This window comes from Bacillus sp. LR_5, from assembly GCF_042709275.1.
Window position 1 is genome coordinate 1 of record NZ_JAVAXX010000027.1, and the last position, 23,975, is coordinate 23,975.

The 23,975-nt window shown below is 46.0% G+C and carries 20 protein-coding genes and 1 riboswitch; of the genes, 5 read left to right on the forward strand and 15 right to left on the reverse strand.

Annotated elements, in window-relative coordinates; all coding sequences use genetic code 11:
- The first annotated feature begins 65 nt into the window (after positions 1-65).
- A complete protein-coding gene (locus tag RAC86_RS08575) occupies positions 66-1,202 on the forward strand; it encodes a 5-methyltetrahydropteroyltriglutamate--homocysteine S-methyltransferase (RefSeq protein ID WP_015250894.1) in 1,137 nt (378 codons plus the stop codon).
- A gap of 52 nt (positions 1,203-1,254) precedes the next feature.
- On the opposite strand, the gene RAC86_RS08580 is transcribed toward RAC86_RS08575, so the two are convergent.
- The 5 genes from RAC86_RS08580 to RAC86_RS08600 form a co-directional block, all read right to left on the reverse strand.
- A complete protein-coding gene (locus RAC86_RS08580) occupies positions 1,255-2,028 on the reverse strand; it encodes a 3-hydroxybutyrate dehydrogenase (protein WP_029318623.1) in 774 nt (257 codons plus the stop codon).
- A 16-nt stretch (positions 2,029-2,044) separates the two neighbouring features.
- Positions 2,045-2,695: a CoA transferase subunit B gene (locus tag RAC86_RS08585; RefSeq protein WP_003227231.1), complete on the reverse strand. Its 651-nt coding sequence runs from the start codon at positions 2,693-2,695 to the stop codon at positions 2,045-2,047.
- Complete coding sequence (locus RAC86_RS08590; RefSeq protein WP_003227229.1) at positions 2,692-3,408, reverse strand: CoA transferase subunit A; 717 nt, start codon at positions 3,406-3,408, stop codon at positions 2,692-2,694. Before RAC86_RS08590 ends, RAC86_RS08585 begins: the two co-directional genes overlap by 4 nt.
- A 23-nt stretch (positions 3,409-3,431) precedes the next feature.
- Positions 3,432-4,850 (reverse strand): GntP family permease, encoded by a 1,419-nt coding sequence (locus RAC86_RS08595; protein WP_088467445.1) that lies wholly within the window; start codon positions 4,848-4,850, stop codon positions 3,432-3,434.
- Between the two features lie 153 nt (positions 4,851-5,003).
- Positions 5,004-5,852 carry a methyltransferase domain-containing protein gene (locus tag RAC86_RS08600; RefSeq protein ID WP_015250893.1) on the reverse strand — a complete coding sequence of 283 codons (849 nt, stop codon included), beginning with the start codon at positions 5,850-5,852 and terminating at the stop codon, positions 5,004-5,006.
- Positions 5,853-6,239: 387 nt separating this feature from the next.
- A riboswitch (purine riboswitch) is annotated at positions 6,240-6,341 on the forward strand.
- Positions 6,342-6,468: 127 nt separating this feature from the next.
- Here RAC86_RS08600 and RAC86_RS08605 point away from each other — a divergent pair.
- Positions 6,469-7,662 (forward strand): NupC/NupG family nucleoside CNT transporter, encoded by a 1,194-nt coding sequence (locus RAC86_RS08605; protein WP_014115704.1) that lies wholly within the window; start codon positions 6,469-6,471, stop codon positions 7,660-7,662.
- 41 nt (positions 7,663-7,703) lie between these two features.
- Here RAC86_RS08605 and RAC86_RS08610 read toward each other — a convergent pair whose 3' ends face one another.
- The 3 genes from RAC86_RS08610 to RAC86_RS08620 all read right to left on the reverse strand — a co-directional run bounded on the left by RAC86_RS08610 (position 7,704) and on the right by RAC86_RS08620 (position 10,918).
- Positions 7,704-8,375 carry a DUF3298 and DUF4163 domain-containing protein gene (locus tag RAC86_RS08610; protein ID WP_014115705.1) on the reverse strand — a complete coding sequence of 224 codons (672 nt, stop codon included), beginning with the start codon at positions 8,373-8,375 and terminating at the stop codon, positions 7,704-7,706.
- 142 nt (positions 8,376-8,517) lie between these two features.
- Positions 8,518-8,808: a hypothetical protein gene (locus RAC86_RS08615; protein WP_014115706.1), complete on the reverse strand. Its 291-nt coding sequence runs from the start codon at positions 8,806-8,808 to the stop codon at positions 8,518-8,520.
- A 49-nt stretch (positions 8,809-8,857) separates the two neighbouring features.
- Positions 8,858-10,918 carry a catalase gene (locus tag RAC86_RS08620; protein WP_072565511.1) on the reverse strand — a complete coding sequence of 687 codons (2,061 nt, stop codon included), beginning with the start codon at positions 10,916-10,918 and terminating at the stop codon, positions 8,858-8,860.
- Positions 10,919-11,121: 203 nt separating this feature from the next.
- On the opposite strand from RAC86_RS08620, the gene citH reads away from it, so the two are divergent.
- On the forward strand, positions 11,122-12,402 hold the full coding sequence (gene citH, locus RAC86_RS08625; RefSeq protein WP_072565512.1) for a citrate transporter CitH: 1,281 nt from the start codon (positions 11,122-11,124) through the stop codon (positions 12,400-12,402).
- Positions 12,403-12,499: 97 nt separating this feature from the next.
- Positions 12,500-13,078, forward strand: coding sequence for a DUF421 domain-containing protein (locus RAC86_RS08630; RefSeq protein WP_072566792.1), 579 nt, complete (start codon positions 12,500-12,502; stop codon positions 13,076-13,078).
- A 36-nt stretch (positions 13,079-13,114) separates the two neighbouring features.
- Here RAC86_RS08630 and RAC86_RS08635 read toward each other — a convergent pair whose 3' ends face one another.
- From RAC86_RS08635 to RAC86_RS08655, 5 genes are all read right to left on the reverse strand, one after another.
- Positions 13,115-14,221 (reverse strand): hypothetical protein, encoded by a 1,107-nt coding sequence (locus RAC86_RS08635; RefSeq protein WP_072565513.1) that lies wholly within the window; start codon positions 14,219-14,221, stop codon positions 13,115-13,117.
- Positions 14,222-14,318: 97 nt separating this feature from the next.
- On the reverse strand, positions 14,319-15,740 hold the full coding sequence (locus RAC86_RS08640; RefSeq protein ID WP_072565514.1) for a glycoside hydrolase family 1 protein: 1,422 nt from the start codon (positions 15,738-15,740) through the stop codon (positions 14,319-14,321).
- 20 nt (positions 15,741-15,760) lie between these two features.
- A complete protein-coding gene (locus RAC86_RS08645) occupies positions 15,761-17,593 on the reverse strand; it encodes a beta-glucoside-specific PTS transporter subunit IIABC (protein WP_072565515.1) in 1,833 nt (610 codons plus the stop codon).
- A gap of 313 nt (positions 17,594-17,906) precedes the next feature.
- Entirely contained in the window at positions 17,907-18,740 is an 834-nt protein-coding gene (gene licT / locus RAC86_RS08650; protein ID WP_014115714.1) for a transcriptional antiterminator LicT, read from the reverse strand.
- A 94-nt stretch (positions 18,741-18,834) separates the two neighbouring features.
- On the reverse strand, positions 18,835-19,515 hold the full coding sequence (locus tag RAC86_RS08655; RefSeq protein WP_072565516.1) for a hypothetical protein: 681 nt from the start codon (positions 19,513-19,515) through the stop codon (positions 18,835-18,837).
- 206 nt (positions 19,516-19,721) lie between these two features.
- Here RAC86_RS08655 and RAC86_RS08660 point away from each other — a divergent pair, with 206 nt between their 5' ends.
- Positions 19,722-21,008, forward strand: a complete 1,287-nt coding sequence (locus tag RAC86_RS08660; protein WP_072565517.1) for an MFS transporter — start codon at positions 19,722-19,724, stop codon at positions 21,006-21,008.
- A gap of 17 nt (positions 21,009-21,025) precedes the next feature.
- Here RAC86_RS08660 and dbpA read toward each other — a convergent pair whose 3' ends face one another.
- Positions 21,026-22,465, reverse strand: coding sequence for an ATP-dependent RNA helicase DbpA (gene dbpA / locus RAC86_RS08665; RefSeq protein ID WP_014115718.1), 1,440 nt, complete (start codon positions 22,463-22,465; stop codon positions 21,026-21,028).
- 81 nt (positions 22,466-22,546) lie between these two features.
- Positions 22,547-23,695 (reverse strand): rhamnogalacturonan acetylesterase, encoded by a 1,149-nt coding sequence (locus RAC86_RS08670; protein WP_377885495.1) that lies wholly within the window; start codon positions 23,693-23,695, stop codon positions 22,547-22,549.
- Positions 23,696-23,975: the final 280 nt, after the last annotated feature.

A 23,975-nucleotide genomic window follows, 5' to 3' on the forward strand; every position in this document is an offset into this window, starting at 1 on the left:
GCAAGCTCTTCCTTATCCAAAGGAAGAGCTTTTTTATATTTGAATGGAAAGAAGGAATGGACAACATGTCACAACAAACAACACCCGCAGAACAAAAATCACTTCAAAGAAAAAAACCGCCGTTTCGCGCGGATCAAGTCGGAAGCTTGCTGAGATCTGAGCCCGTCAAAAAAGCGCGGCTGCAAAAAGCGGCCGGCGAAATTACGGCTGCGCAGCTTCGCCAAATCGAAAACGATGAAATCATCCGCATTGTGGAAAAACAGAAGGAAACCGGCCTGAACGTCGTGACAGACGGTGAATTCCGCAGAGCATGGTGGCACTTTGATTTCCTGGAAAACTTAGATGGCGTTGAGCCGTTTACTCCTGAGCAAGGCATTCAATTCCATAACGTACAGACAAAAGCACGCGGCATTAAAGTCACAGGCGATATCGACTTTTCAACTCACCCAATGCTTGAAGATTACTCATTTCTCCATAGCATTGCCGGTGACGCGACGCCAAAGATGACCATTCCAAGCCCGAATATGCTGTTTTTCCGCGGAAAACTGGAAAAGGATGCGTATAAAAAAGATTATCACCTTTTCCAGCATGATGTATCCAAAGCATATAAAAAAGCGATTCAAGCGTTTTATGACAGAGGCTGCCGCTACCTCCAGCTTGATGATACAGCGTGGGCCGTTTTCTTATCTGAAAAAGGCTTAAAACAAATCGAAGCGTTCGGAACAACGCCTGACGAGCTTCGCCAGCTGTTTGCGAAATCCATTAACGACGCGATTGCAGACCGCCCTGATGACTTGACGGTAACCATGCATATTTGCCGCGGCAACTTCCAGTCCACTTGGACAGCGGAAGGCGGCTATGACGCAGCAGCCGAAACCATTTTTGACGGCTTGAATCTTGACGGACTTTTCTTAGAGTATGATGATTCACGCTCAGGCGGATTTGAGCCGCTCCGTTATGTAAAACGGTCTGATCTTCAGCTTGTTCTTGGCTTAGTGACATCTAAATTCGGTGAGCTTGAAAATCCGGATGACGTGAAACGCCGTATCGAAGAAGCATCCCGTTATGTAAGCTTAGACCAGCTTTGCCTCAGCCCTCAATGCGGATTTGCTTCAACTGAGGAAGGCAACAAGCTGACTGAAGAACAGCAATGGGCGAAGCTCCGCCATGTGGTTGAGATCGCTAATGATGTTTGGAAATAAGCAAAGAAAAAAACACACTTGATTCCCTAGCGGAGCAAGTGTGTTTTTTATGTCATTGTGCGGTGTAGCCCCCATCAAGGACGACAGCCTGCCCAGTGACGCCCTTCGCCTTCTCGCTTGCCAAAAACACGGCATAATCCGCAATTTCCTTGACGGAAAGCAGTCGCTTTTGCGGCACAAGCGGAAAAATGACTTGTTCAAGTACAGAGTCGTAAGGGACATTTCTAGTTTTCGATAGATCGCTAAGCTGATTGCGTACAAGCTGGGTATCGACATAACCCGGACAGAGCGCATTGACTGTTATGCCGTGGGGCGCGCCTTCCAGCGCCCCTACTTTTGTGAGTCCAATGACGCCGTGCTTGGCGCTATTATAAGCGGATTTCCCTGCAAAGCCCACTAATCCATTAACAGACGCAATATTAATGATTCTGCCAAACTGCTGTTTTTTCATGATCGGAAAAACATGCTTCATTGCAATAAAGGGAGCCGTCAGCATGACCTTGATCAGCTGTTCAAAGGTGTCTGTCGGAAACTCTTCAATCGGAGCGACGTGCTGAATACCGGCATTGTTCACCAGAATATCCAAGCGGCCGTATCGTTTTTGGATGACGTTTACCGTATCAGCAACTTGCGCTTCCTTTGTCACATCATACGGAATGGCCGCCGCGTCAAAGCCTTCTTCTGCAAGCTTGGAGGCTGCTTGTTCACATGCTTCCGGACGGAGGTCTGAAACGATGACGCTAGCGCCTTCACGGGCGAATTCTCTTGCCATTTCGAATCCGATTCCGCCGGCAGCCCCTGTCACCAAAGCGACTTGTTTTCTCATGTCAAACACCTTCCCATTAAGAATTGAGTACAGACTGGCTTACAGCGAAATCAGCTTCTGTTTTTTCATAAACCTCTTTAATTGTGACACCATCCTGAAGCTCCGTCAGTGTCATGCGGCCGTTCACAAAATCAAATACAGCCAAATCCGTAATCAGCCTGTGTACGACTTTCTGGCCTGTCAGCGGAAGGGAGCATGTTTTTTTCACCTTTGATTCACCATGCTTATTGACGTGCTCCATGATGACAACGATTCGTTTCGCCCCGTTGACGAGATCCATGGCGCCGCCCATCCCTTTTACCATTTTGCCCGGGATCATCCAATTGGCCAAATCCCCCTGCTCCGAAACCTCCATTCCGCCGAGAATAGCCAAATCGATATGCCCGCCTCTTATCATCGCGAATGACTCAGCGCTGTCAAAATAAGAGGCGCCCGTCACTTCAGTGATCGTTTCCTTTCCCGCATTGATCAAATCCGCGTCTTCCGTTCCTTCCAGAGGATAGGGGCCGATTCCGAGCAAGCCGTTTTCCGACTGAAGCATGACGTGAACGCCATCGGGTATCTCATTTGCGACAAGCGTCGGCATGCCAATCCCGAGATTCACATTCATGCCGTCCTTGATTTCTTGTACAGCCCGTTTGACCATTCGTTTTCTCGCTTCCTTCACTTGGCCTCACCCTTTCCCGATGCTTGCTGAACTGTTCGTTTTTCAATCCGTTTTTCTTGGCTCGCGCCAAGCACGACATGTTGTACGTAAATTCCCGGCGTATGGATGTGATCTGGATTGAGCTCTCCTGCTTCCACGATTTCTTCCGCCTCGGCAATCGTGATCTTGCCTGCCATGGCGGCAATGGGATTGAAATTTCTCGCCGTTTTCCTAAAAACCAAATTGCCCATGGTGTCCGCTTTCCACGCTTTGACAATCGCCACATCGCCGGTAATGCCTCGCTCCAGCACATAAGTCCGGCCGCCGAATGTTTTATGTTCTTTTCCCTCGGCTATGGAGGTGCCGACGCCTGTCGCCGTATAAAATCCCGGTATGCCTGCACCGCCTGCACGAATTCTCTCAGCGAGCGTTCCTTGGGGAACAAGCTCGACCTCAAGCTCTCCGCTTAAAAACTGCCGCTCAAAAATTTTATTTTCACCGACATAGGAAGCGATCATTTTCTTGATTTGCTTGTTAGCCAGAAGCAAACCAAGCCCCCAGTCATCGACTCCGCAGTTATTGCTGACAACGGTTAAATCCTTTACTCCCTGATCTCTTATAGACAAAATGAGCTGTTCAGGGATGCCGCACAGCCCAAACCCTCCCGCGATCAGCGTATCCCCATCATGAATCAGTTTCGCAGCTTCCTTGCTTGATGACAGCACTTTTCCCATATTGATGCCCCTTTCGTTTTCTTCTACACTAGACCAGTCAGGCTGTAAATCGCGATCACAGCAAATACGGCAGCCGTTTTAATGAGCGTGATCGCAAAAATATCGCGATAGGATTGCCGGTGGGTCAAACCCGTCACGGCCAGAAGCGTAATAACGGCGCCATTATGCGGCAGTGTATCCATCCCGCCTGATGCCATTGAAATGACCCGATGCATCACCTCTGGCGGAATATTGTAAGCCTGAATCGCTTGTAAGTATTGTTCTGACATCGCGCTTAACGCAATGCCCATTCCTCCTGAAGCCGAGCCGGTGATTCCCGCCAGCGCAGTTGTCGTAACGGCGCCATTTACAAGCGGATCGGTAAAAGTATGTGAAATTCCGCTGCTCAGCTTATGAAACCCCGGCAGCGCGGCGATAATGCCGCCGAACCCGTACTCGGCACCCGTATTCATAGATGCCAGCAAGGCGCCGCCAATTCCTTCATTCAGCCCTTCCTTCAATTGGGCAAACACACTTCTCCAATCAAATAAAATCGTTGTGATGATGCCAATCACTAAAGCAATCTCCACCGACCAAATAGCAGCTGCTGAAGAAATATCAAGCCTGCCGAACTCCTTTAATCCTATGGAAGAAAAATCAAATCCATTCGGATACCACTTTGGCAGGTAAATGGTAAAATATTTATTCACTGCACCGACGAGAATAAGCGGGACAAAGGCAAGCGCGTGCCGAATCGGGCTTTTGTCCGGTTCAGCCGCGGACTCAATCGATTCAGGAGCAGGAGCATTCTGCGAATCAAAACCGCCATAGCCTTCGCCAGATGCCTGCGCTTTTTTCCGCCTTGATTCCAAATAGAGCATCCCAGCTGCCAGCACAATCACTGCGTCCATCAAGCCCAGCCAAGGGGCGGCATAAATGTCTGTTTTGAAAAACGACGTCGGAATGACATTTTGGATTTGCGGCGTTCCCGGAAGTGCGTCCATCGTAAACGTAAAAGCCCCTAAAGCAATCGTTCCCGGGATGAGGCGTTTTGGTATGTTTGCTTCTTGGAACATGTTTTTCGCAAAAGGATATACGGCAAATACGACAACGAACAGGCTGACACCGCTGTACGTCAAGACAGCACCCATCAACACAATGGCAAGTATCGCTCTTTTTGCCCCGACAAGCCGGACAATTGTTTTCGCGATTGTTGCCGCAAGCCCGGCCATTTCAACGACCTTTCCAAAAATGGCACCGAGCAAAAACACTGGGAAATACAATTTAATAAAACCCGCCATCTTCTCCATAAAAATTGATGAGAAAAAAGGAAGCACATGGCTTGGATCTGTCAGCAGCACCGCGAATAACGCGCAAATCGGCGCAAACAATATGACAGAAAATCCCCGATACGCCGTAAACATCAGCAAACCTAACGCCAATAGAATGATGATCAGTTCCACACACACATCCCCCGTTTCCGCGAATCAGAAAGCGTTTACATAAACCTGTCCGCATCGGCTGTTTCCGTCCCCTTTCCATATGTACGAGAAGCGTGGGCCAACTATTCCGATTAAAAAAGGAAAGCTCCTTTTTTCGGAGCTTTCCTCTGCCATTCATTTCATTCCTATTAGGATATCAACATCAACCGTAATATCGGCTGATTTCATCTCTTTCAGGAGGCTGACTCGATCTTTCGGCGCCGACCAGGCAAGCGGCGTCATCTTGAGAAGCCAGTGGATCGCCTGCTGGTCAAGCGTTTTAACATAGCGCAGCCTGAAAGGACGGCTGTGTGCTGCATTTGCTGTAAAACGCTCAACAGCTGCCGCATTGGAATACGTGCGCCTTGGTGAATCATTATATAAAAATTGCCTTAATTCTATTAAATAGTCGCTTCGCGGCACTACTTTTACGAGCATGCCATCATTCTTCAGCAGTCTATGAAACTCTGCATAATTGGACGGCGAAAAAATAGACAGAACAACATCAAATTGGCGATCATGAAAAGGAGCATGCGCCACATCGGCAACCGCCCACATCTGATCTTTGAATGCCTTAGAAGCTTTTAAGATCCCATCCTTCGAAAGATCTATGCCGGATCCTATCGCTGCTTTCCCTGCATAATCAAACCCGCAAAGCGCATTCAAATGAGAACCCTCACCGCAACCGCTGTCCAGGATGGTGAATGCCTCATGACCAGATTTGGGATGACTGATGAGTTCTGCAATCGCATCATGGAGCGGGTCAAAAAAACCACATTCTCCAATCAGCCTGCTCCTCGCTTCAAAAAGCTCGGCACCGTAACTGGTTTTGACCGGCTTCGTCAGAAAGTTCACGTAGCCGTGCCGAGATAGATCAAATGTATGTCCTCGTTCTGTACAAATCAAGCTTTTCCCTGATGCCGCATCCATAGAAGAATCGCAGAGCGGGCATCGAAACATGCTGAAATCAACTGTTCGCTTCATGATAAAAAACACCCCATTCATTCATTTTTAGATAAATGAAAAAGGCATAGACAAATAAACCTAGGCCTATCTCAAAAATTGGCCAGGTCTGGCAGTTTGTCTACACCTGTCATTATCTATAACGAATGAATTGGATAATCATGAAAAAAACTCCCTTTCTGCTGTATGGGTTTCCCCATTTCCATCATACAACAAATCTCCAGGAGCTGGAACCTTATAGTGAAGAAAAATCAGTACTGACATGCTGGTATCCCGCCAACATCATATCAGCATAGCAATCCAGCATGTTTTTCCTTTATTTTCTCATTTTAGAATATAAATTTTATTATTGTGAAAATAGTTAAAAAGGTTGATTTTCAAAAAGTGAAAGGATAAAATACTGCTATCATCTTAGAAAAAAGACATTCTTGTATATGATCAGTAATATGGTCTGATTGTTTCTACCTAGTAACCGTAAAAAACTAGACTACAAGAAAGTTTGAATAAATTTGAACGAGTTGAAAAGGACAAGTTCTTTTCTGTTTGCTCTTATTTTTCACACTTTCTGCACTTCCAGAATTTGTGAAGGATAGGGGCTTTTTTTGTTTCCATAATAAACCTCATAGGAGTTGCTATCATGTACTTTTTATTAAACCTTGTCGGTCTCATTGTGATTATGGCAGTTGTATTCCTATGTTCTCCGCAGAAAAAGAAAATCAAGTGGCGCCCGATCATTACGTTAATTGTTCTGGAATTGCTGATTACTTGGTTTATGCTGGGAACAAAAGTCGGGAGCTGGGCCATCGGTAAAATTGGTGATTTCTTCACTTGGCTGATTGCTTGCGCCAGTGACGGTATCGCGTTTGCCTTCCCGTCAGTCATGGCGAATGAAACAGTAGACTTTTTCTTTAGTGCACTTCTTCCAATTATCTTTATCGTCACATTCTTTGATATTTTAACATATTTCGGCATTTTGCCTTGGCTGATTGATAAAATCGGATGGGTGATTTCAAAGGCTTCCCGCTTGCCGAAATTAGAAAGCTTTTTCTCTATTCAAATGATGTTCTTGGGAAATACTGAAGCACTTGCGGTCATCCGCCAGCAGCTTACGGTATTAAATAACAACCGCCTGCTTACATTCGGCTTAATGAGCATGAGCAGCATCAGCGGCTCCATTATTGGATCTTACCTGTCAATGGTGCCGGCGACATACGTGTTTACAGCGATTCCGTTGAACTGCTTAAACGCGCTGATTATCGCAAACCTGCTGAACCCTGTTCATGTGCCGGAGGATGAAGATATCATCTATACACCGCCTAAAGAAGAGAAGAAAGACTTTTTCTCTACGATTTCTAACAGTATGCTTGTCGGCATGAACATGGTTATCGTTATTTTGGCAATGGTGATCGGATATGTCGCATTAACGTCTGCAGTCAATGGCATTCTTGGCGTTTTCGTACACGGCCTGACCATCCAGACAATTTTCGCTTACCTCTTCAGTCCGTTCGCTTTCCTGCTTGGGCTCCCAGTACATGATGCAATGTATGTTGCTCAACTGATGGGCATGAAATTGGCAACGAACGAGTTTGTTGCGATGCTTGACTTGAAAAACAATCTCAAATCACTTCCGCCTCACACAGTTGCAGTGGCGACGACATTCCTGACGTCATTTGCCAACTTCAGTACAGTCGGCATGATTTACGGAACGTACAACTCGATCCTTGACGGCGAAAAGTCAACGGTCATCGGGAAAAACGTGTGGAAATTGCTTGTCAGCGGAATTGCGGTATCTTTACTGAGTGCTGCGATTGTCGGCCTGTTTGTATGGTAGAAACATTGAGCCATATCCCTTTGCGGATATGGCTCTTTTGATTATTGATAAATAGAGGAAGGCACCTGCACATCCCGGATTCCGGCTGCATATGGTCCTAAGTCATACTGCCCGAAGACGATGGCGATTCCGTTTTTCGTAAAGTAAAACGTTGTGTCTTGATTAAGGGTAATATCCTCTTTCTTTACATCAGGGAAAAACAGCTCATCGTGTTTTTTGATATAGCTATACAGATAATCTTGCGTTTTGCTGACTTTTGTTTTGGTATTCAGAATCTGGTTCAGTGTCACCCGCTTTTGTGTTTTCAAGTCATAGTTGAAGGACTGAACAGACGTTAAACCATGGGCGCCGCCTGAATATATATAATTGAGTGTTTGAATGCTGAGCTTGCCCGCCGCATTGTATTTGACGCTGAAGGATGTTTGGTATTCCGCTTTGAATCCCTGCTGTTCGCCTGCTTTTTTGTTTTTCAGGTATTCCTGATATGATTGTTCAATGTAGGCTTTCAGCTCTTGATTGATTTTCTTTTCAAACGCGGCATTCCCGATGTGATGCACCTGAGGATACTTTAGCTCCTTGATCTTTTTGTACGTATGGCTGCTGACAGTCGGTGTTTTCGCTTGAACCGCTTTTAAAGATGGGGCTGCATATGCCAATACAGAAAAAAGCAAAACAGCAATCCCCGCGGCTTTCAGCATGTGATTCCATTTCATACGATCTCCTCCTTTGATGTCGTTGCTTATCATTCCCTCTTTTAAGCAATACACACTTTTATAGACTGATAAAATCAAAAGAAGTTTCTAGGTCTAACAGCTCGATTTCCCCAATAAAAAAAGAGACAACACATGTCTCCTTTTATTGTTTACGCTCAGCAATGGCTTCGTGAACCGCTTGGGCCAAATCTATATTTCCAAACATTTCTAATACCGCAATGACGGCCTGGTCCGGAATGTGCTCTGATTCGTGTTTCGGCACGACCAGTTCGTCCATGGTTTTTTTCAAGCTTTCATTGAGCTTTTGCTGCGGATACGCTTTGGCGTACAGCTCCAGCGGATCAAGATCATGGTTCACGCACCATTGGGCAAACACCAAAATCATCATATTTTCATCGCGTTCGTAAGCTTCAGCGAGCTGTTTTTCGTTCATCTGTCATGCTCCTTATGAAAAGTATCTTCCTTTAAGATACAGGAGCGGATCAAATTCGTCTATCCCAATGGCGGTGAGCGGCGACCGCCTCAATAAACGCCTTGCTGAAGGCGGTGTAGTCAGCTTCATCTTTAGCAGTCACGATGCCCGGGCCTTCTGTTGTCCCGACAGAGGATTGAAGAAGATCAATTCCTTCATTTGCCGCACCGATCGCCTTATAGTGATTATAGGCTTCTCTGATAAATGACATCGCTTGTTTGTTGTCTTTTAACTCTGGTCCTCCTGCGGCATAGACGGAATCATACAGAACTGAATCAGCCGTCAGGAACGTGCCGCTGGCCTCAAGCTGCTGTCCGATGCCGCTTGTGATGTACCCCAGCGTTTGGCTGATGATATCTGCTGTGATCCCTTCATGCTCTAAGGCGTTCAGCACTGTTTGCAGCTCTTCTTCATGAAATCCGTTTCCGGCGAGAACGGCGACTTTTCTCGTTGACGCTGTTTTCACAGTGCGGGCCTGGCTTAACGCAGGTGAGGTAAGAATTTCTTTTGATGCTTTTCGTTTCGCCGGCGGCGCCACACCTACTCCATTGGCGATTTCTTCCGCTAAGCCTGTATCGACATTGCTGAAGACGTCAACAACCTGCCGCTGCACGTCCTTGCTTTTGACCTTTCCGACCTCGAAGCAGAAAGCAGAGATGATATGCTGTTTTTCGACAGGAGACATGCTGTTCCAGAAAAGCTTCGCCTGTGAGTAATAATCGTTGAAGCTGTCGCTCCGCTGGCGGATTTTTTTGCCCTCGACTTTCTCCTGATAGTGGACGTAGCCGCCTTCTTCAGCTGTCGCAGGCGACGGGTCATTGTTTTGCAGAGAGTTTTTATGATAAGCGACCGGCCCTTTATTAATTGTCATCCGGTGATAGCCGTCGTATTGGTTGTTATGGAATGGACATACCGGCCGGTTAATCGGAATCTCATGGAAGTTCGGGCCGCCAAGACGGATGAGCTGTGTGTCGGTATAAGAGAAAAGCCGTCCCTGCAATAGCGGATCATTTGTAAAATCGATGCCTGGCACAACATTTCCCGGGTGGAATGCGACTTGCTCTGTTTCCGCAAATACATTATCCTGGTTGCGGTTCAGCGTCATTTTCCCAATGACTTTCACCGGTACAAGCTCTTCCGGCCATAGCTTGGTTGGGTCAAGAATATCAAAATCAAATTTGAATTCGTCTTCTTCATCAATCATCTGCACGCCGAGCTCATATTCAACCGTGCCGCCGTTTTCAATCGTTTCCCACAAGTCGCGGCGGTGGAAATCGGGATCTTTCCCGGCAATTTTCTGCGCTTCATCCCATACAAGAGAATGCACGCCGAGCACAGGTTTCCAGTGGAATTTCACGAAACGTGCCTTTCCTTGTTCATTGACAAAACGAAACGTGTGAACGCCAAAACCTTCCATCATTCTGTAGCTGCGAGGGATGCCTCTGTCAGACATCGTCCACATCACCATATGTGCCGACTCAGGGTTATTGGCGACAAAATCCCAAAACGTATCATGAGCAGTCGCGGCTTGGGGCATTTCATTATGAGGTTCAGGCTTAAACGCGTGAACCAGATCCGGAAATTTGATCGCATCCTGAATGAAAAACACTGGGATATTATTTCCCACAAGATCATAGTTTCCTTCTTCAGTATAAAATTTCGTCGCAAAGCCTCTGGCATCCCGCACCGTGTCTGCGGAGCCTTTAGAACCCGCGACTGTAGAAAACCGGACAAATACCGGCGTCTTCACCGAAGGGTCCTGAAGAAATTTGGCCCGTGTATACTCGGTCATCGGTTCGTAGACCTGAAAAAAACCATGCACGCCATACCCGCGCGCATGCACAACACGCTCCGGAATCCTCTCATGGTCAAAGTGCGTCATTTTCTCCCGGAAGTGAAAATCCTCCATCAGCGTCGGGCCCCGGACCCCGGCCTTTAACGAGTGCTCATCCTCTGACACCCGCACGCCTTGGTTTGTCGTCATTTTCTTCCCGCTGTTATCGGCCCTGTACTGCTCAAGCTGCTCGTCCTTTGCGTGTTCATTTACACGTTTGTTTTGATCATCATTCATGTCTGCTCCCCCTTTTCAAACGAAACATTCTACAGCACATTTACCCGTGGCATCCTTCATATAAACTGCTAATCCGCTCAATAGGATTTTAGGTCTACATATACATATGTGGTCATACATATTTGAAATAAGCCTTCTTTTCAGAAAGAAAAAGTGGAAGCGCTTACCAAAAAAATATGCTATTGAATGGGGGAGGTCATATCGTGCTTGCCATACTCGGTTTTGTGATGATTATTGTCTTCATGTACCTTATTATGTCTAACCGGCTTTCCGCTCTTATTGCTTTAATTGTCGTTCCTGTTGTGTTTGCCCTGATCAGCGGATTTGGCAAAGATCTCGGCGAGATGATGATTCAGGGCGTTACAGACCTCGCTCCTACCGGTATCATGCTGTTATTCGCCATCCTGTATTTCGGCATTATGATTGACTCAGGTTTGTTTGATCCTCTCATCGCAAAAATTTTATCTCTTGTCAAAGGAGATCCGTTAAAAATTGCCCTCGGCACAGCGGTTCTGACGATGACCATCTCGCTGGACGGAGATGGGACAACAACCTATATGATTACCATTGCGGCGATGCTGCCTCTGTACAAACGGCTCGGCATGAACCGTTTGGTGCTAGCGGGAATTGCGATGCTCGGTTCCGGGGTCATGAACATTATACCGTGGGGCGGACCGACGGCGAGGGTTTTGGCTTCCTTAAAATTGGACACGTCGGAGGTCTTCACGCCGCTGATTCCCGCTATGATCGCCGGCATTCTCTGGGTGATCGCCGTTGCTTATTTCCTTGGAAAAAAAGAGCGGAAGCGTCTCGGCGTCATTTCGATTGAACACGCACCGTCCTCTGATCCGGAGGCAGCGCCGCTCAAGCGTCCCGCCCTCCAATGGTTTAATCTGCTGCTGACTGTTGCTCTGATGGCCGCTCTGATCACCAGCCTGCTGCCGCTCCCTGTTCTTTTTATGACCGCGTTCGCCATTGCCTTGATGGTCAACTATCCAAATGTCAAAGAGCAGCAGAAACGGATATCGGCGCATGCGGGAAATGCGTTAAACGTTGTCTCGATGGTGTTTGCGGCAGGCATATTCACAGGCATTCTCTCCGGCACAAAAATGGTGGATGCGATGGCGCATTCTCTCGTTTCACTTATCCCTGATGCCATGGGCCCGCACCTGCCATTGATCACCGCCATCGTCAGCATGCCATTCACCTTTTTCATGTCAAATGACGCCTTTTACTTTGGTGTCCTGCCCATCATCGCCGAAGCCGCATCCGCTTACGGAATAGATGCCGCTGAAATCGGAAGGGCCTCCCTGCTGGGACAGCCAGTGCATCTTCTAAGTCCGCTTGTGCCTTCCACCTATCTATTGGTTGGAATGGCAGGCGTCAGCTTTGGCGATCATCAAAAATTCACCATCAAATGGGCAGTGGGGACAACGATTGTGATGACGATTGCGGCGCTTTTGATTGGGATTATTTCGTTTTAATGAGAAGAGGATTTCCGCTGGCGGAAATCCTTTTGTTCTGTATAATCCGAAAACCCAAGATCATACTATGGAAAAATCAACACAAAAAGGTGATTGCATGAATTTTGCTTGGGAAGCACTCATTTTAATTATATCCGGCATTATATTGCTCAGAATTTCTGGCAGAAAATCGATCTCTCAAATGACGTTAGCACAAACTGTGGTGATGATTTCAATTGGAACAATTATTGTCCAGCCGATTATAGAGACAAGTTTATGGAAAACCCTTGTGGCAGCCAGTATTTTTACTCTGGCGCTAATACTCATGGAATGGTTCCAGATAAAAGCCAATTGGATGGAAAAGTTCATAACAGGCAAAGCAAAGTTAGTCATTGAAGATGGCAAACTCAATATAGAAAATATGAAAAAATTGAGGCTGACAGTTGATCAGCTTGAAATGCGAATGAGGCTTCACGGAATCTCCAGCATAAAGGACGTTAAGAATGCAACGATTGAGGCAAACGGCCAATTAGGATATGAATTACATGATGACAAGAAGCCGCTAACCATGGGTGATTTTAAGAAAATGATGAATGTTCCTGCTGCAAATACAATGAATCGGCCTGAACCTGATAAGCAAGATAACATTTTTGAAGAGTTAAAAAACTCTAGTCATTCCGCTAGCCAATTAAAATAGGCTATTTCATTGTAATGAAATAGCCTAAGTGAATTCTTATTGAATATACGAAATGACTGGCAAGCTTTCAACGCCTGATGCATAGTAGTAATTTAAAACACTGAAAAAGTCGATTGCTTTGCCGGTTTTTACATCAACGATTAAAATGTGATCACCATAGTTTTGATCATCTGCATCAAGTCTTCTAGGTGTTTTTTTGCCTAATGTATCAAGAAAAGAGTCATCGTAACCTACCCCTGATTGATACGCTGATACATGATGCATAAACAGCGTCCCTGTATCTAAGTAAACCATCACTGCCGCATTTGAGCTCGCATAACTTGAACGATAAGTAACAGGATCAGAAACATTTTTCACCTTCACATCGGAAATAGAATGGGTGCGCTGATTATACCCGCCGCCATACGAAAAATAATATTCTCTTTCCCAGCTTAATGAAGATGTTTTTGTGCTGGTATTGTACAACAATGTTCCGTTTGCATAGACAGAACCGTCTGCGTACTCAGCAACAAAGGCTTGCAAATTAGAGGTGATCGACTTCACACTTGTGTAATTTGAAGGGTTTTTTGCATTTAACTGAATGTTGTATGAATCTCCCAGCGTTCCTTCAGAATAGACCCGAATCATATAATCGCCGGCCGGAAGCTCTTTTAAAAGCACTAAGTTCCCCGCATCCATTGTAATATTAGTCGGCTGTGCTTCACCCGTATCCCAATTGACAACATACAGTTTTAAATAGTACTGACTGTTGCCAGACAAAATCCGTGTGATCAGAGTTCGATCTGACGCAGTGCTGAAGAAATACATATCGTCAGGGTTATTATCGTTAAGTACAGATGAAGTATCGAATACTTGGTCTTCGGAGTTGTACATGGAAGTTGTTTTAAAAACATTCTCATTGGCAGGCTTCTTCACTTTTATTGTTGCTGCTTTTTTATCCTTTTTAAGGCTCCCTGCATCTGCTTGCTTTAAAGAAACATCCTCCATTTCCTTATGGTTTTTCAATGTTTCCTGCTGTTTCGTGATTGCTTTCTCTTTTGGCACATTTTGCGCTGCAGCAGCATTTGAATTCAGACAAAAGCTAAAGGCCACAATCAAGACAACACACAATAGGGGTAATGAAAATATTTTTTTGTTCTTCATATACAAACTCCTTCCAGGTTTTATACTGTACATATCGGCAGGAAACTCCAACCAGTTTACATTTATGACTCAATGTTCATAATTTGTATATATTTAACTACTCATTCGAAATTTCACCATTTGAAGCAATCAGCTCTTTATACCAATAAAAGCTTTTCTTCCGGATACGGCGCAGATCCTTCAGATCAAATTCATCACGGTTGACGTAAATGAAGCCGTAGCGTTTCGAGCAGCCTTGGTGTGTAGAAATCAAGTCAATGGCTGACCATGGGGAGTAGCCGAACACATCGACGCCGTCTGTGATGGCCCACTGAATTTGTTCGATGTGCTGTTTTAAATAATCAATGCGGTAATCGTCATTGACCGTATCGTTTTCTTCTAGTTGATCGAAGGCGCCAAGCCCGTTTTCTGTGATGATCAGTGGCAGCTGGTAACGGTCATAGATTTCTCTTAGCGTGGAGCGGAAACCGACCGGATCAATCTCCCAGCCGAAGTCATTTTTCTTCAAATGCGGGTTGCTGCTTCCGCGGTAGACGCCAGCTTCTCCCGTTTTCAAATGCTGGTCACCTCCGCGCGCCACTTCGTCCGATCCGTCGCCTTGGCTCGCTGCCGCTGTTTGAGAGGTATAGTAGTTAAAGGCGATAAAATCAGGTTTCGCGGATTGCAGAATCTCCATGTCACCATCTTCAATAACTGGCGTATAGCCTTTTTCTTTCATATAAGCCCACGCCGTCGTATTGTAGCGCCCATGAACTGCCATGTCTAAATAGAGCCAGTTCCGAATCGCATTATAGTTAAAAGCCGCCACAATATCCTCCGGTTTAGAAGACGCCGGGTAGATGAGCGCGATATTCGGAGCAGGGCCGATTTTTGCGCCCGGCAGCATGTCGTGGCAGAGGTTCATGGCTTTTGCCTGCGCCACCAGCATGTGGTGGTTTTGCTGATACAGCTCTTTTTTCGGATTTTTAAGATTCGGATCAAGTGTACCTAAAGCGCTTCCGTGAAGGATCATCATGTTTTGTTCGTTGATGGTCAGCCAGTACTTCACGCGGTCGCCGAAGTGCTCAAACAACACTTTGGAATACCGTTCAAACGCATCTATTGTGGCTCTTTGCGACCAGCCGCCTTTTTTCTGCAGAGCATTCGGCAGATCAAAGTGATACATCGTGACGATCGGCTCAATCTTATATTTGAGCAACTCATCAATCAGATTGCTGTAAAACTCAATTCCCTTTTGATTGATGTCTCCGTCGCCATCAGGAATAATCCGCGTCCATGCGATAGAAAACCGGTACGCTTTAAAGCCCATTTCAGCAAACAAGGCAACGTCTTCTTTATAGCGATGGTAATGGTCGCTGGCGACTTTAAAATCAGTCGTTCCCTCAGGATAGCTGTCACGTGCGTCAATCACTGACGGGCCTTTTCCGTCTTCGTTCCACGCGCCTTCAACTTGATAGGCAGAAGTCGATGCCCCCCACAAAAAATTCTCCGGAAATGCTGCAAGTGTTTTATAGTTCATCGTCTGTTCCTCCAATGGTTTTAGATTAAAGAAAAGATTCTTTCTTCTATTTTGACTTGCTTTTGATCTGTTTGAATGACGTCGGTATATTGATCTGCGTTTGTGATGACGATCGGTGTGTTCATATCAAACCCCGCCTTTAGTAAGTCATCCAGGTCAAATTCAGCAAGCAAATCACCTTGTTTGACTGCTTGTCCTTGCACTACTTTAGGATAAAAGTATTTTCCTTCCAGCTTCACCGTATCAAATCCGAGGTGAATGAGGATTTCCGTTTCCTGATCGGTGACCATGCCGAATGCATGGCCCGTCGGAAAAACGGTTGATATCACGCCATCAGCTGGTGCGACGAGTCTGCCTTTCTCCGGAAAAATCGCTATTCCCTTTCCAAGGGTCTCAGATGCAAACACTTTATCCTTCACTTCTGTTAGCGGAACCACTTTTCCTTCTAACGGACTGCTGATCTCTTCACGCCGGACTGAGGGTACAGGTGGTTCTGCTTTTATTTCTATTTGTTCCGCGGGATCTTCAAACCCGACAATGTACGTTAAGATGATTGATAGAATAAAAGATACCGAGATTCCCAAGATAAAACCGGCAAAGCCCTGTCCGTAGAAAATCGGGATCGTCAATAGACCGGGTGCGCCAGAAGCGATGGCCACGCTGTGAGCCTGTCCGATAATCGCCCCGCCAACAGCAGCACTAATGACACCGCATACAAAAGGTTTTTTCAGCCTGAGCGTCACACCGTAAACGGCTGGTTCTGTGATGCCAAAAATCCCTGTGACAGCGGCGGAACCGGCAAGCGCCTTTAATTTTTTGTTTTTCGTTTTCAGCATGACACCCACAGCAGCTCCTGTTTGTGCAAACACGGCTGCCGCTGTTGCCGGTTTGATCGAATCCTGCCCATTGACCGCAATGTTATTTAAAATGACCGGCACAATCCCCCAGTGGATGCCGAAGATGACAAGAATCTGCCAGAGTGCCGCGATCACGGCACCGGCCAGCATCGGGTTAAAGCTGAAGATTGCCAGAATCGCAGACGCAATGGCATTTCCCGCGTTTACACCAAGCGGGCCGAATACAATTAATGTGAGCGGCACAATGGTTACCAGACAAATCAGCGGGGTGATGAAGGTTTTCACACTGTCATGAATCACCCGGTTCAAATACTTCTCAACGTAACTCATCACAAAAATCGCCAGAATGATCGGGATCACAGTTGACGTATAGTTCATTAACACGACTGGAATGCCGAAAAAGTCCGTTTCTGCATTACCATTCTTCAACTCAATGATCGTTGGATAGATAAGCGCACCCGCAACTGTGACAGAAACAAATAGATTCGCGCCAAATTTCCGGGCAGCAGTAATGGCCAGCAAGAGCGGAAGAAAGTAAAACAGGCTGTCCGCAGCGGCATACAGTATCGTATAAGTGGTTTCCTCTGTTTTGAGCCAGCCGGCATTTGTACATATCATCAGCAGGCCCTTTAAAATTCCCGCTCCCGCCATCACGCCAAGTAAAGGTGTAAAAATGCTCGATACGATATCAACAAGCCGTCCGAACAGATTCCCTTTTTGGGCAGACCGTTCAGCTTGGTCATCATTCAGCAGATTAGACATTCTCCCAATCTCTTGATATACCTCTGAAACGTGATTGCCGATCACGACTTGAAACTGCCCGCCGCTTTCCACTACAGTTACGACATCATCCAAAGCTTCGATTTTATCTTTATCCGCTTTCGACCGATCGTTCAGCGTAAAACGCAGGCGTGTCGCGCAATGTACTAAAGAACGCACATTTTCTTCCCCGCCGACCAGCTGTAAAATCTCTTTTGCCGCTGCTTGAACCCCCATTTTCCTCTCATCCCTTCTGTTAAAAAATAAAAAACCTAAACTACCCCTATCGCAATAGGAACAAGTAGTTTAGGTTTTGCCTGCCTGACCAGTAACAATCCTATGAAACGCCATCATTCGGTTTTTTCTGCGAAACGCCATCATCACCATCCCTCTGAAAAAATAAAAACCTAAATTACCATCAGCACAGACAGAGATCATCCGCACTCATTGTAATTTAGGTTTTGCCTGCTTATCAGTAACAATCCTAACATCATCATATATGAATGTAAGAAAAAATTAACACAAGGAAATGAATATGTCAACGCTTTCATTATGTTTGTTTGACGACCCTTTCTATGTGAATCGTTAAATACAGCAGCTCGTCACTGGTGAGCTTGTGTTCATACTCCTGCTCAATATAAGTTTGGATTTTCTTCGTGCATACATACGCGCGATGATACTTTTCTTTCACCGTCTCCAGCAAAAAATCGTCCTGGCTTTCCATATGTGTGCCGTTAAATAGACGCTGCGCGAAAAACTTTAAGTGGGTGACGAACCGATAATAGTGAAGCGATTCTTCGTTGAATTCAATTTTAAAATGGTATTTTACAATACTCAAAATCTCTTGCATGACTTTTGTAATGTTGATGATATTAGGCATCTCTTCGTTGAGCTCGGCATTTACGATATGCAGGGCAATAAAGCCTGCTTCATCCTCCGGCAGAGACACGCCAGTCTTGTTTTTCACCATCTCCAACGCTTCTTTGCCGATCGCAAACTCATCTTTGTACAGCCGCTTTGTTTCCCACAGCAAGGCGTTTTTGATATCAAGCCCCTTCTGATTGCGCTGGATGGCAAAGTTAATATGGTCGGTCAGCGATACATAGATGCTGTCGTTGAGCTTTTTGCCGAGCTGTAATTTCGCATAGCTGATAATCTCTTCGGATACTTCCATACACTCGATCGGTATATCATACAAAAGGGTTTTGAATTTTTCTGATACATCCTTGTTATCGAGCGTGAACACCTTCTCAATGCGGTCTTCATCGACATCATCGCCGGTCTTTTTCTGGAACGCGAGCCCCCTGCCCATGATGACCAATTCTTTTCCCTGTTCATTGACCACGCTGATCACATTATTGTTGATCACCTTCGCAATTTTCATGACATGTCCCTCCAATCAACTAAGAACAGACTACACCTTGATTGTACATTCTTTTTGTACTAGGTCAATATCATCAGGGAAAGACGGGAACAGGTTAATACAATTCACTCAGCATCGGCTGCCCGGGCTGTTTTTGAAGCATTGTCTCCAGATGGCGTTCAAATGATGCCTTGTCAGCCCCCTGCTTCTTGACAATGCTGTTCATGATTTTGACGCTTTCGGCGCTGTATTGCGTATATTGTTTTTTCAGCTGATCCAGCTGCTGTCTTGTCTTCTTCGCGTTTTTCGATGTGACTTGGCTGATAAGTTTGATCATGCTTTCTGTGACCTCAAAAAAAGCGGTTCTATTCTCTTTCAGCTGTTGCATTTCGTTGTGGCTCATTTCTTGATTGTGGGTTTTTTGGAGCAAAGCAACTGCCTCGTTGTTTTGCTTTTTGAGCTGTTTATTTTCAAATTGAATCGATTCAAGGTTCTCCTTCGCAATGTCTGCTTCTCCTTCAGTCATGCTGCTCCGGACGAAGTATTCAGGATTGCCGATTCCATAATCAAATGCTTCGCTTACACGTATCATGGAACTGAATACAATGGCCAGCTGCATATCGTTTGGGAGTGTCTGGAAGTCCTGCTTATTCTTATTGCTCATCGGTTTGACTGTGGTTTGTTTTACTGTCTCTTGATCACGATCTGCAAACGTCTGAGCCTCATCTTCACTTTCGCATGCGCTCATCACAAAAACTGTGACCAGCAGGCTTATACACAAGCCTATTCGCCTCATGCTCAGTCTCCTCTCCGCTGCACCTCTTCTGGAAAATACGGCAAAATATAGATAAATGGTACCAGATACACCTATGCCCATCAATAAACCAAAAGTATGATTTGAAGCACAAAAACATAAATATTTTGTAAAAATTGACGTTCATTCCATTCTTTTCAGGCCCATTTCTCGTACAATAGAAGTATCGTTACCGGAGGAGGGCGCTGATGATGAAACGTTTTACGAAACAAGAAAACAGCTGGGTTTTATATGACTGGGCAAATTCTGCTTACTCGATTGTCGTAACCACCGCGGTATTTCCGTTATTTTATAAATCAGCGGTTGCGGAAAGCGGTATCGGCGCCGCTCAATCGACTGCCTATTTAGGCTATACCATTGCGATTTCAACGTTTATCCTTGCCATGCTCGGGCCGATTTTAGGCACGATCGCCGACTATGAAGGGTGCAAAAAACGGTTCTTTGGTTTCTTTGTGTCAGCCGGTGTTGCCAGCACCGCGATGCTTGCCTTTATCCCGAGTGAACATTGGCTGCTTTTATTGCTGTTTTATACCATATCGGCTATCGGTTTTTCCGGCGCCAACGTGTTTTATGATGCCTTTCTCGTTGACGTCACTTCAGAAAAACGGATGAATATCATCTCTGCACGGGGTTTTGGCTTAGGGTACATTGGAAGCACGATTCCATTTATCATCAGCATTGCTGCCATCCTGCTTGCACAAGCTGAAACGATTCCGATGTCTGTATCGGCCGCAAGCCAGCTGTCTTTTTTCATAACGGCTGCCTGGTGGGGGCTGTTTACCATCCCGATGCTGAAACATGTCCATCAGCGCTATTACATCAAAAGAGAACCTCATATCGTCATCAACAGCTTCAAACGGCTCGGCCAAACGGTGAAACGGATTAGGCAGTACCGGGCGCTGTTCCTCTTTTTGCTTGCTTATTTCTTTTATATCGACGGAGTCGGCACTATTATTACGATGTCGACATCCTATGGATCTGATTTAGGGATCAGCCCCACAAGCCTCCTGATCATCCTGTTTGTCACCCAGGTCGTCGCCGCGCCGTTTTCCATTGTATACGGAAAACTGGCAGAACGCTTTACGGGGAAGACAATGCTGTACGTCGGGATCGTTATTTATATGATTGTCTGCGTGTACGCCTACTTTCTGGAGACAACGCTTGATTTCTGGATACTGGCCATGCTTGTCGCCACCTCTCAGGGCGGCATTCAAGCCCTCAGCCGTTCTTATTTCGCCAAGCTCGTGCCAAAGCGCCACGCCAATGAATTCTTCGGCTTCTACAACATTTTCGGGAAATTCGCTTCGATTATGGGACCGCTGCTCATCGCCGTTACCGCCCAGCTGACCGGGAAATCCTCGACTGCAGTGTTCAGCCTGATTGTTCTTTTTATAATCGGCATTGTGATTCTCACGTTCGTTCCGGAGGAAAACCGTGCCGATGTCAGTAAACACCAAAATGACCTGCCCCTTTAATTGGAGCAGGTCATTCATCATTTATTCGCTTTATTCACCTTCAGCTTTTTCCCTTTGACGGTTGTGTTCTTCATCACTTTGAGAACATGAGGGCCCTTTCCGTTTAAAATCTCCACGTAAGAGGCGTTATCCATGATCGTGATAATGCCGATGTCATCAGCTGACACACCGTCAATTTTGGCAATCGTTCCTACAAAATCAATGGCTCTGATTTTCTTTTTCTTTCCGCCGTTAAAATACAGCTTCATAATGTCTTTATTCAGCTCTTCGCTTTTATCCTTTTTGAATTCCGGACGGTCATTCAATTTAGATAGAAAATCAGGTTTCTTCTTGGCCACTTCTTCTTGAGAAGGGGCTTCTATTTTTTGAATCTCAAACCCGATATATTCTTCAATGTCGGCTAAAAACCGTTTTTCGAAGGCAGTGACAAACGAAATGGCCTTTCCTTTGTTCCCTGCGCGCCCTGTCCGGCCCGTGCGGTGGACGTAGCTTTCCTTTTCAAGCGGCAGATCATAGTTAATGACAAGGGAGATATTTTCAATATCGATCCCGCGCGCGGCGACATCTGTCGCGACTAGGTACCGATACTCGCCCCGTTTAAATTCATTCATGACGTCGAAACGGTCTTCCTGAATCATTCCGCCGTGAATTTTATCGCATGGATATCCTAAGTCATCCAATTCATCGGTCAGCTGATTGACATGCTCTTTCGTCCGGCAGAAAATGATGGAGCTGTCGGGATTCTCCGTCATCAGTACATCTTTCAGCAAAGAAAACTTATTCTCTTCTCTTACCTGAATCACCGCATGATCAATATTCCTTGTGGTTAGGCCGGCCGCTTTGATTTCGATATGCTCCGGGTTTTGCATATATTGACGGCTCAATTTCTCAATATCCTCCGGCAGTGTCGCCGAAAACAGCATCGTCGTGCGCTCAGTCGGCAGATGCTTGATAATCGCCTCCACTTGCTCGATAAAGCCCATATTCAGCATCTCATCGGCTTCATCAATGACCAAATAGGAGAGACGGTCTAACGGCAGCGTGCCCTTTTCGATATGATCCAGTACACGTCCCGGCGTGCCGACAACAATGTGGCTTTTTTGTTTAAGCTCAGCTTTTTGTTTGTCAAAGGATGATTTTCCAAACACAGCTGTCGCTTTGATTCGTTTAAATCGTCCGATGTTCGTGATATCCTCTTTTACTTGTACGGCAAGCTCACGGGTCGGTGTTAAAATAAGCGCCTGCGGCTTGTTTTCATCCCAATCCGCCAGCTCACAGAGAGGAATCCCAAACGAAGCCGTTTTCCCGCTTCCCGTCTGTGATTTGACGACAAGATCTTTTCGTTCAAGGGCGGCGGGGATCACGCTCTGCTGCACCTTGGTCGGTTCTGTATATCCTAGCCCTTCTAATGCTCGTAAAATGTCATGACTGATTTGATAGTTTTTAAAATGACTCATGTATAAACTCCTGTCTCTTGCAGATGTTCTCATTATACTCTAATTGGCGAAGGCATATGTGTTTTGTCGAAAAATGACGTATTAAAAGCCATCGATTCCCTGGCGTTTTAACTCCTGAACAGCTAGTCGCGCCAGTGCGTCGGCTCCCGCGCGGTTTGGATGCAGCGTATCTCCGTCCATGTATAATGCGAGTGTTTTTTCCGGGCCGATTGATGTAAAGTAAGCCGAGCTGAGAACATTTAAGTCAATGAGGTGTGTTTTTTCCTCTTCGGCCAAAGCCAAAATAGAAGCCCTGTACCATCGGTTTACAGACGAATGGATGCTTTCAGAAGTAAAATCTGTCGCCCGTCCCTGGGGTGTTGAAAGAATGACTTCCGCACCCTTTGCTTTCACCTGGCGGATCATATCACGCATAATCTCCTTAAACTCCGCTTCCGATTCATTATGCTTCGGATTTGTGTCATTAATGCCAAGCTGCAACATAAAATAATCCCCCGGCTTAATATACTTCAAGATCGCCTCCAGCTGTCCATCATTTCGAAACCCTCTCGCAATCTGCCCGCCGGACGCCATGTTTCTCACTTGGAAGGTGTGTTTGTCGATATAGTGAGGCAGCATCTGCCCCCAGCCCGCCTGCTTGCTGCTGTTGAGCGGATAATAATTGCACACCGTCGAATCGCCGCCGACATAAATGGTTCGATTCGTCACAGGCTGATCAGACAATTTCTTGATTTTCAAAGCGCTGAGCGTAAAAGCGGTGCCTGCCTTCCCCTCTGTCACCAGCAGATTCAGCTGCCCGTCGGTGACAGGAATTTGGAACGTATCCTCCGCACCGTCCCCCGTCATATTGATGACCTGAAACACACCCTCCGCCGCCACACTGGCCCTTGCCGTATTGCCAAGCGTCACCTTTACCTCATAAAGGCCGTTCGGAAGATCCACATGAAACGTGTTGTCGCTTTTCGTCCCATACGCCAAAAACTGAACCGCATCACTCTTCACACCAGTCCCGGATGCCGCCACATCCTTCATATTCTCCGGTGTTTGAAAACCGTAACCCTTTGACCGGTCATACCGATCAGACGCCCTGACACCAATGTAACCAGGCTCAACCGAACCGCTCCCAAAGTCAAACTGATACACCTTCGGCTCCGCCGCCTTCACACTCTCAATCCCGCCGAAACACAGCATCAGCATCATCACAAAACCCGCAGCCATCCATTTTTTCATCAAGAAACCCCCTCTATGAAAACGTATACATTAATGCATACTCGGTGATTGTTTCTTTATGATGACTGAATGCAGAAAAAAATGGCGTTGAAAAATAAAATTGATGTGCCATATTTAAAAAGGGGGGTCTCAAGCAAAAAAGGGGAAAATCAGTGTGACTTCTTGTCACACTTGATCACATCCCATCCTCCGCAATAGAAACTCATTTGGTTTTCTTGATCATACACATAATAACGGAGTCTTTCCCATTGATCGTCAGTCGGTAAAATGTCCAATTCAA

Excerpts from the sequence above, each read along its gene's own strand:
- RAC86_RS08575 (WP_015250894.1), top strand. The coding sequence starts at position 66 with ATGTCACAACAAACAACACCCGCAGAACAAAAATCACTTCAAAGAAAA.
- RAC86_RS08580 (WP_029318623.1), bottom strand. The coding sequence starts at position 2,028 with ATGAGAAAACAAGTCGCTTTGGTGACAGGGGCTGCCGGCGGAATCGGA.
- RAC86_RS08590 (WP_003227229.1), bottom strand. The coding sequence starts at position 3,408 with ATGGGAAAAGTGCTGTCATCAAGCAAGGAAGCTGCGAAACTGATTCAT.
- RAC86_RS08600 (WP_015250893.1), bottom strand. The coding sequence starts at position 5,852 with ATGAAGCGAACAGTTGATTTCAGCATGTTTCGATGCCCGCTCTGCGAT.
- RAC86_RS08605 (WP_014115704.1), top strand. The coding sequence starts at position 6,469 with ATGTACTTTTTATTAAACCTTGTCGGTCTCATTGTGATTATGGCAGTT.
- RAC86_RS08610 (WP_014115705.1), bottom strand. The coding sequence starts at position 8,375 with ATGAAATGGAATCACATGCTGAAAGCCGCGGGGATTGCTGTTTTGCTT.
- RAC86_RS08615 (WP_014115706.1), bottom strand. The coding sequence starts at position 8,808 with ATGAACGAAAAACAGCTCGCTGAAGCTTACGAACGCGATGAAAATATG.
- RAC86_RS08620 (WP_072565511.1), bottom strand. The coding sequence starts at position 10,918 with ATGAATGATGATCAAAACAAACGTGTAAATGAACACGCAAAGGACGAG.
- RAC86_RS08630 (WP_072566792.1), top strand. The coding sequence starts at position 12,500 with ATGAATTTTGCTTGGGAAGCACTCATTTTAATTATATCCGGCATTATA.
- RAC86_RS08635 (WP_072565513.1), bottom strand. The coding sequence starts at position 14,221 with ATGAAGAACAAAAAAATATTTTCATTACCCCTATTGTGTGTTGTCTTG.
- RAC86_RS08640 (WP_072565514.1), bottom strand. The coding sequence starts at position 15,740 with ATGAACTATAAAACACTTGCAGCATTTCCGGAGAATTTTTTGTGGGGG.
- RAC86_RS08645 (WP_072565515.1), bottom strand. The coding sequence starts at position 17,593 with ATGGGGGTTCAAGCAGCGGCAAAAGAGATTTTACAGCTGGTCGGCGGG.
- licT (WP_014115714.1), bottom strand. The coding sequence starts at position 18,740 with ATGAAAATTGCGAAGGTGATCAACAATAATGTGATCAGCGTGGTCAAT.
- RAC86_RS08655 (WP_072565516.1), bottom strand. The coding sequence starts at position 19,515 with ATGAGGCGAATAGGCTTGTGTATAAGCCTGCTGGTCACAGTTTTTGTG.
- RAC86_RS08660 (WP_072565517.1), top strand. The coding sequence starts at position 19,722 with ATGATGAAACGTTTTACGAAACAAGAAAACAGCTGGGTTTTATATGAC.
- dbpA (WP_014115718.1), bottom strand. The coding sequence starts at position 22,465 with ATGAGTCATTTTAAAAACTATCAAATCAGTCATGACATTTTACGAGCA.
- RAC86_RS08670 (WP_377885495.1), bottom strand. The coding sequence starts at position 23,695 with ATGAAAAAATGGATGGCTGCGGGTTTTGTGATGATGCTGATGCTGTGT.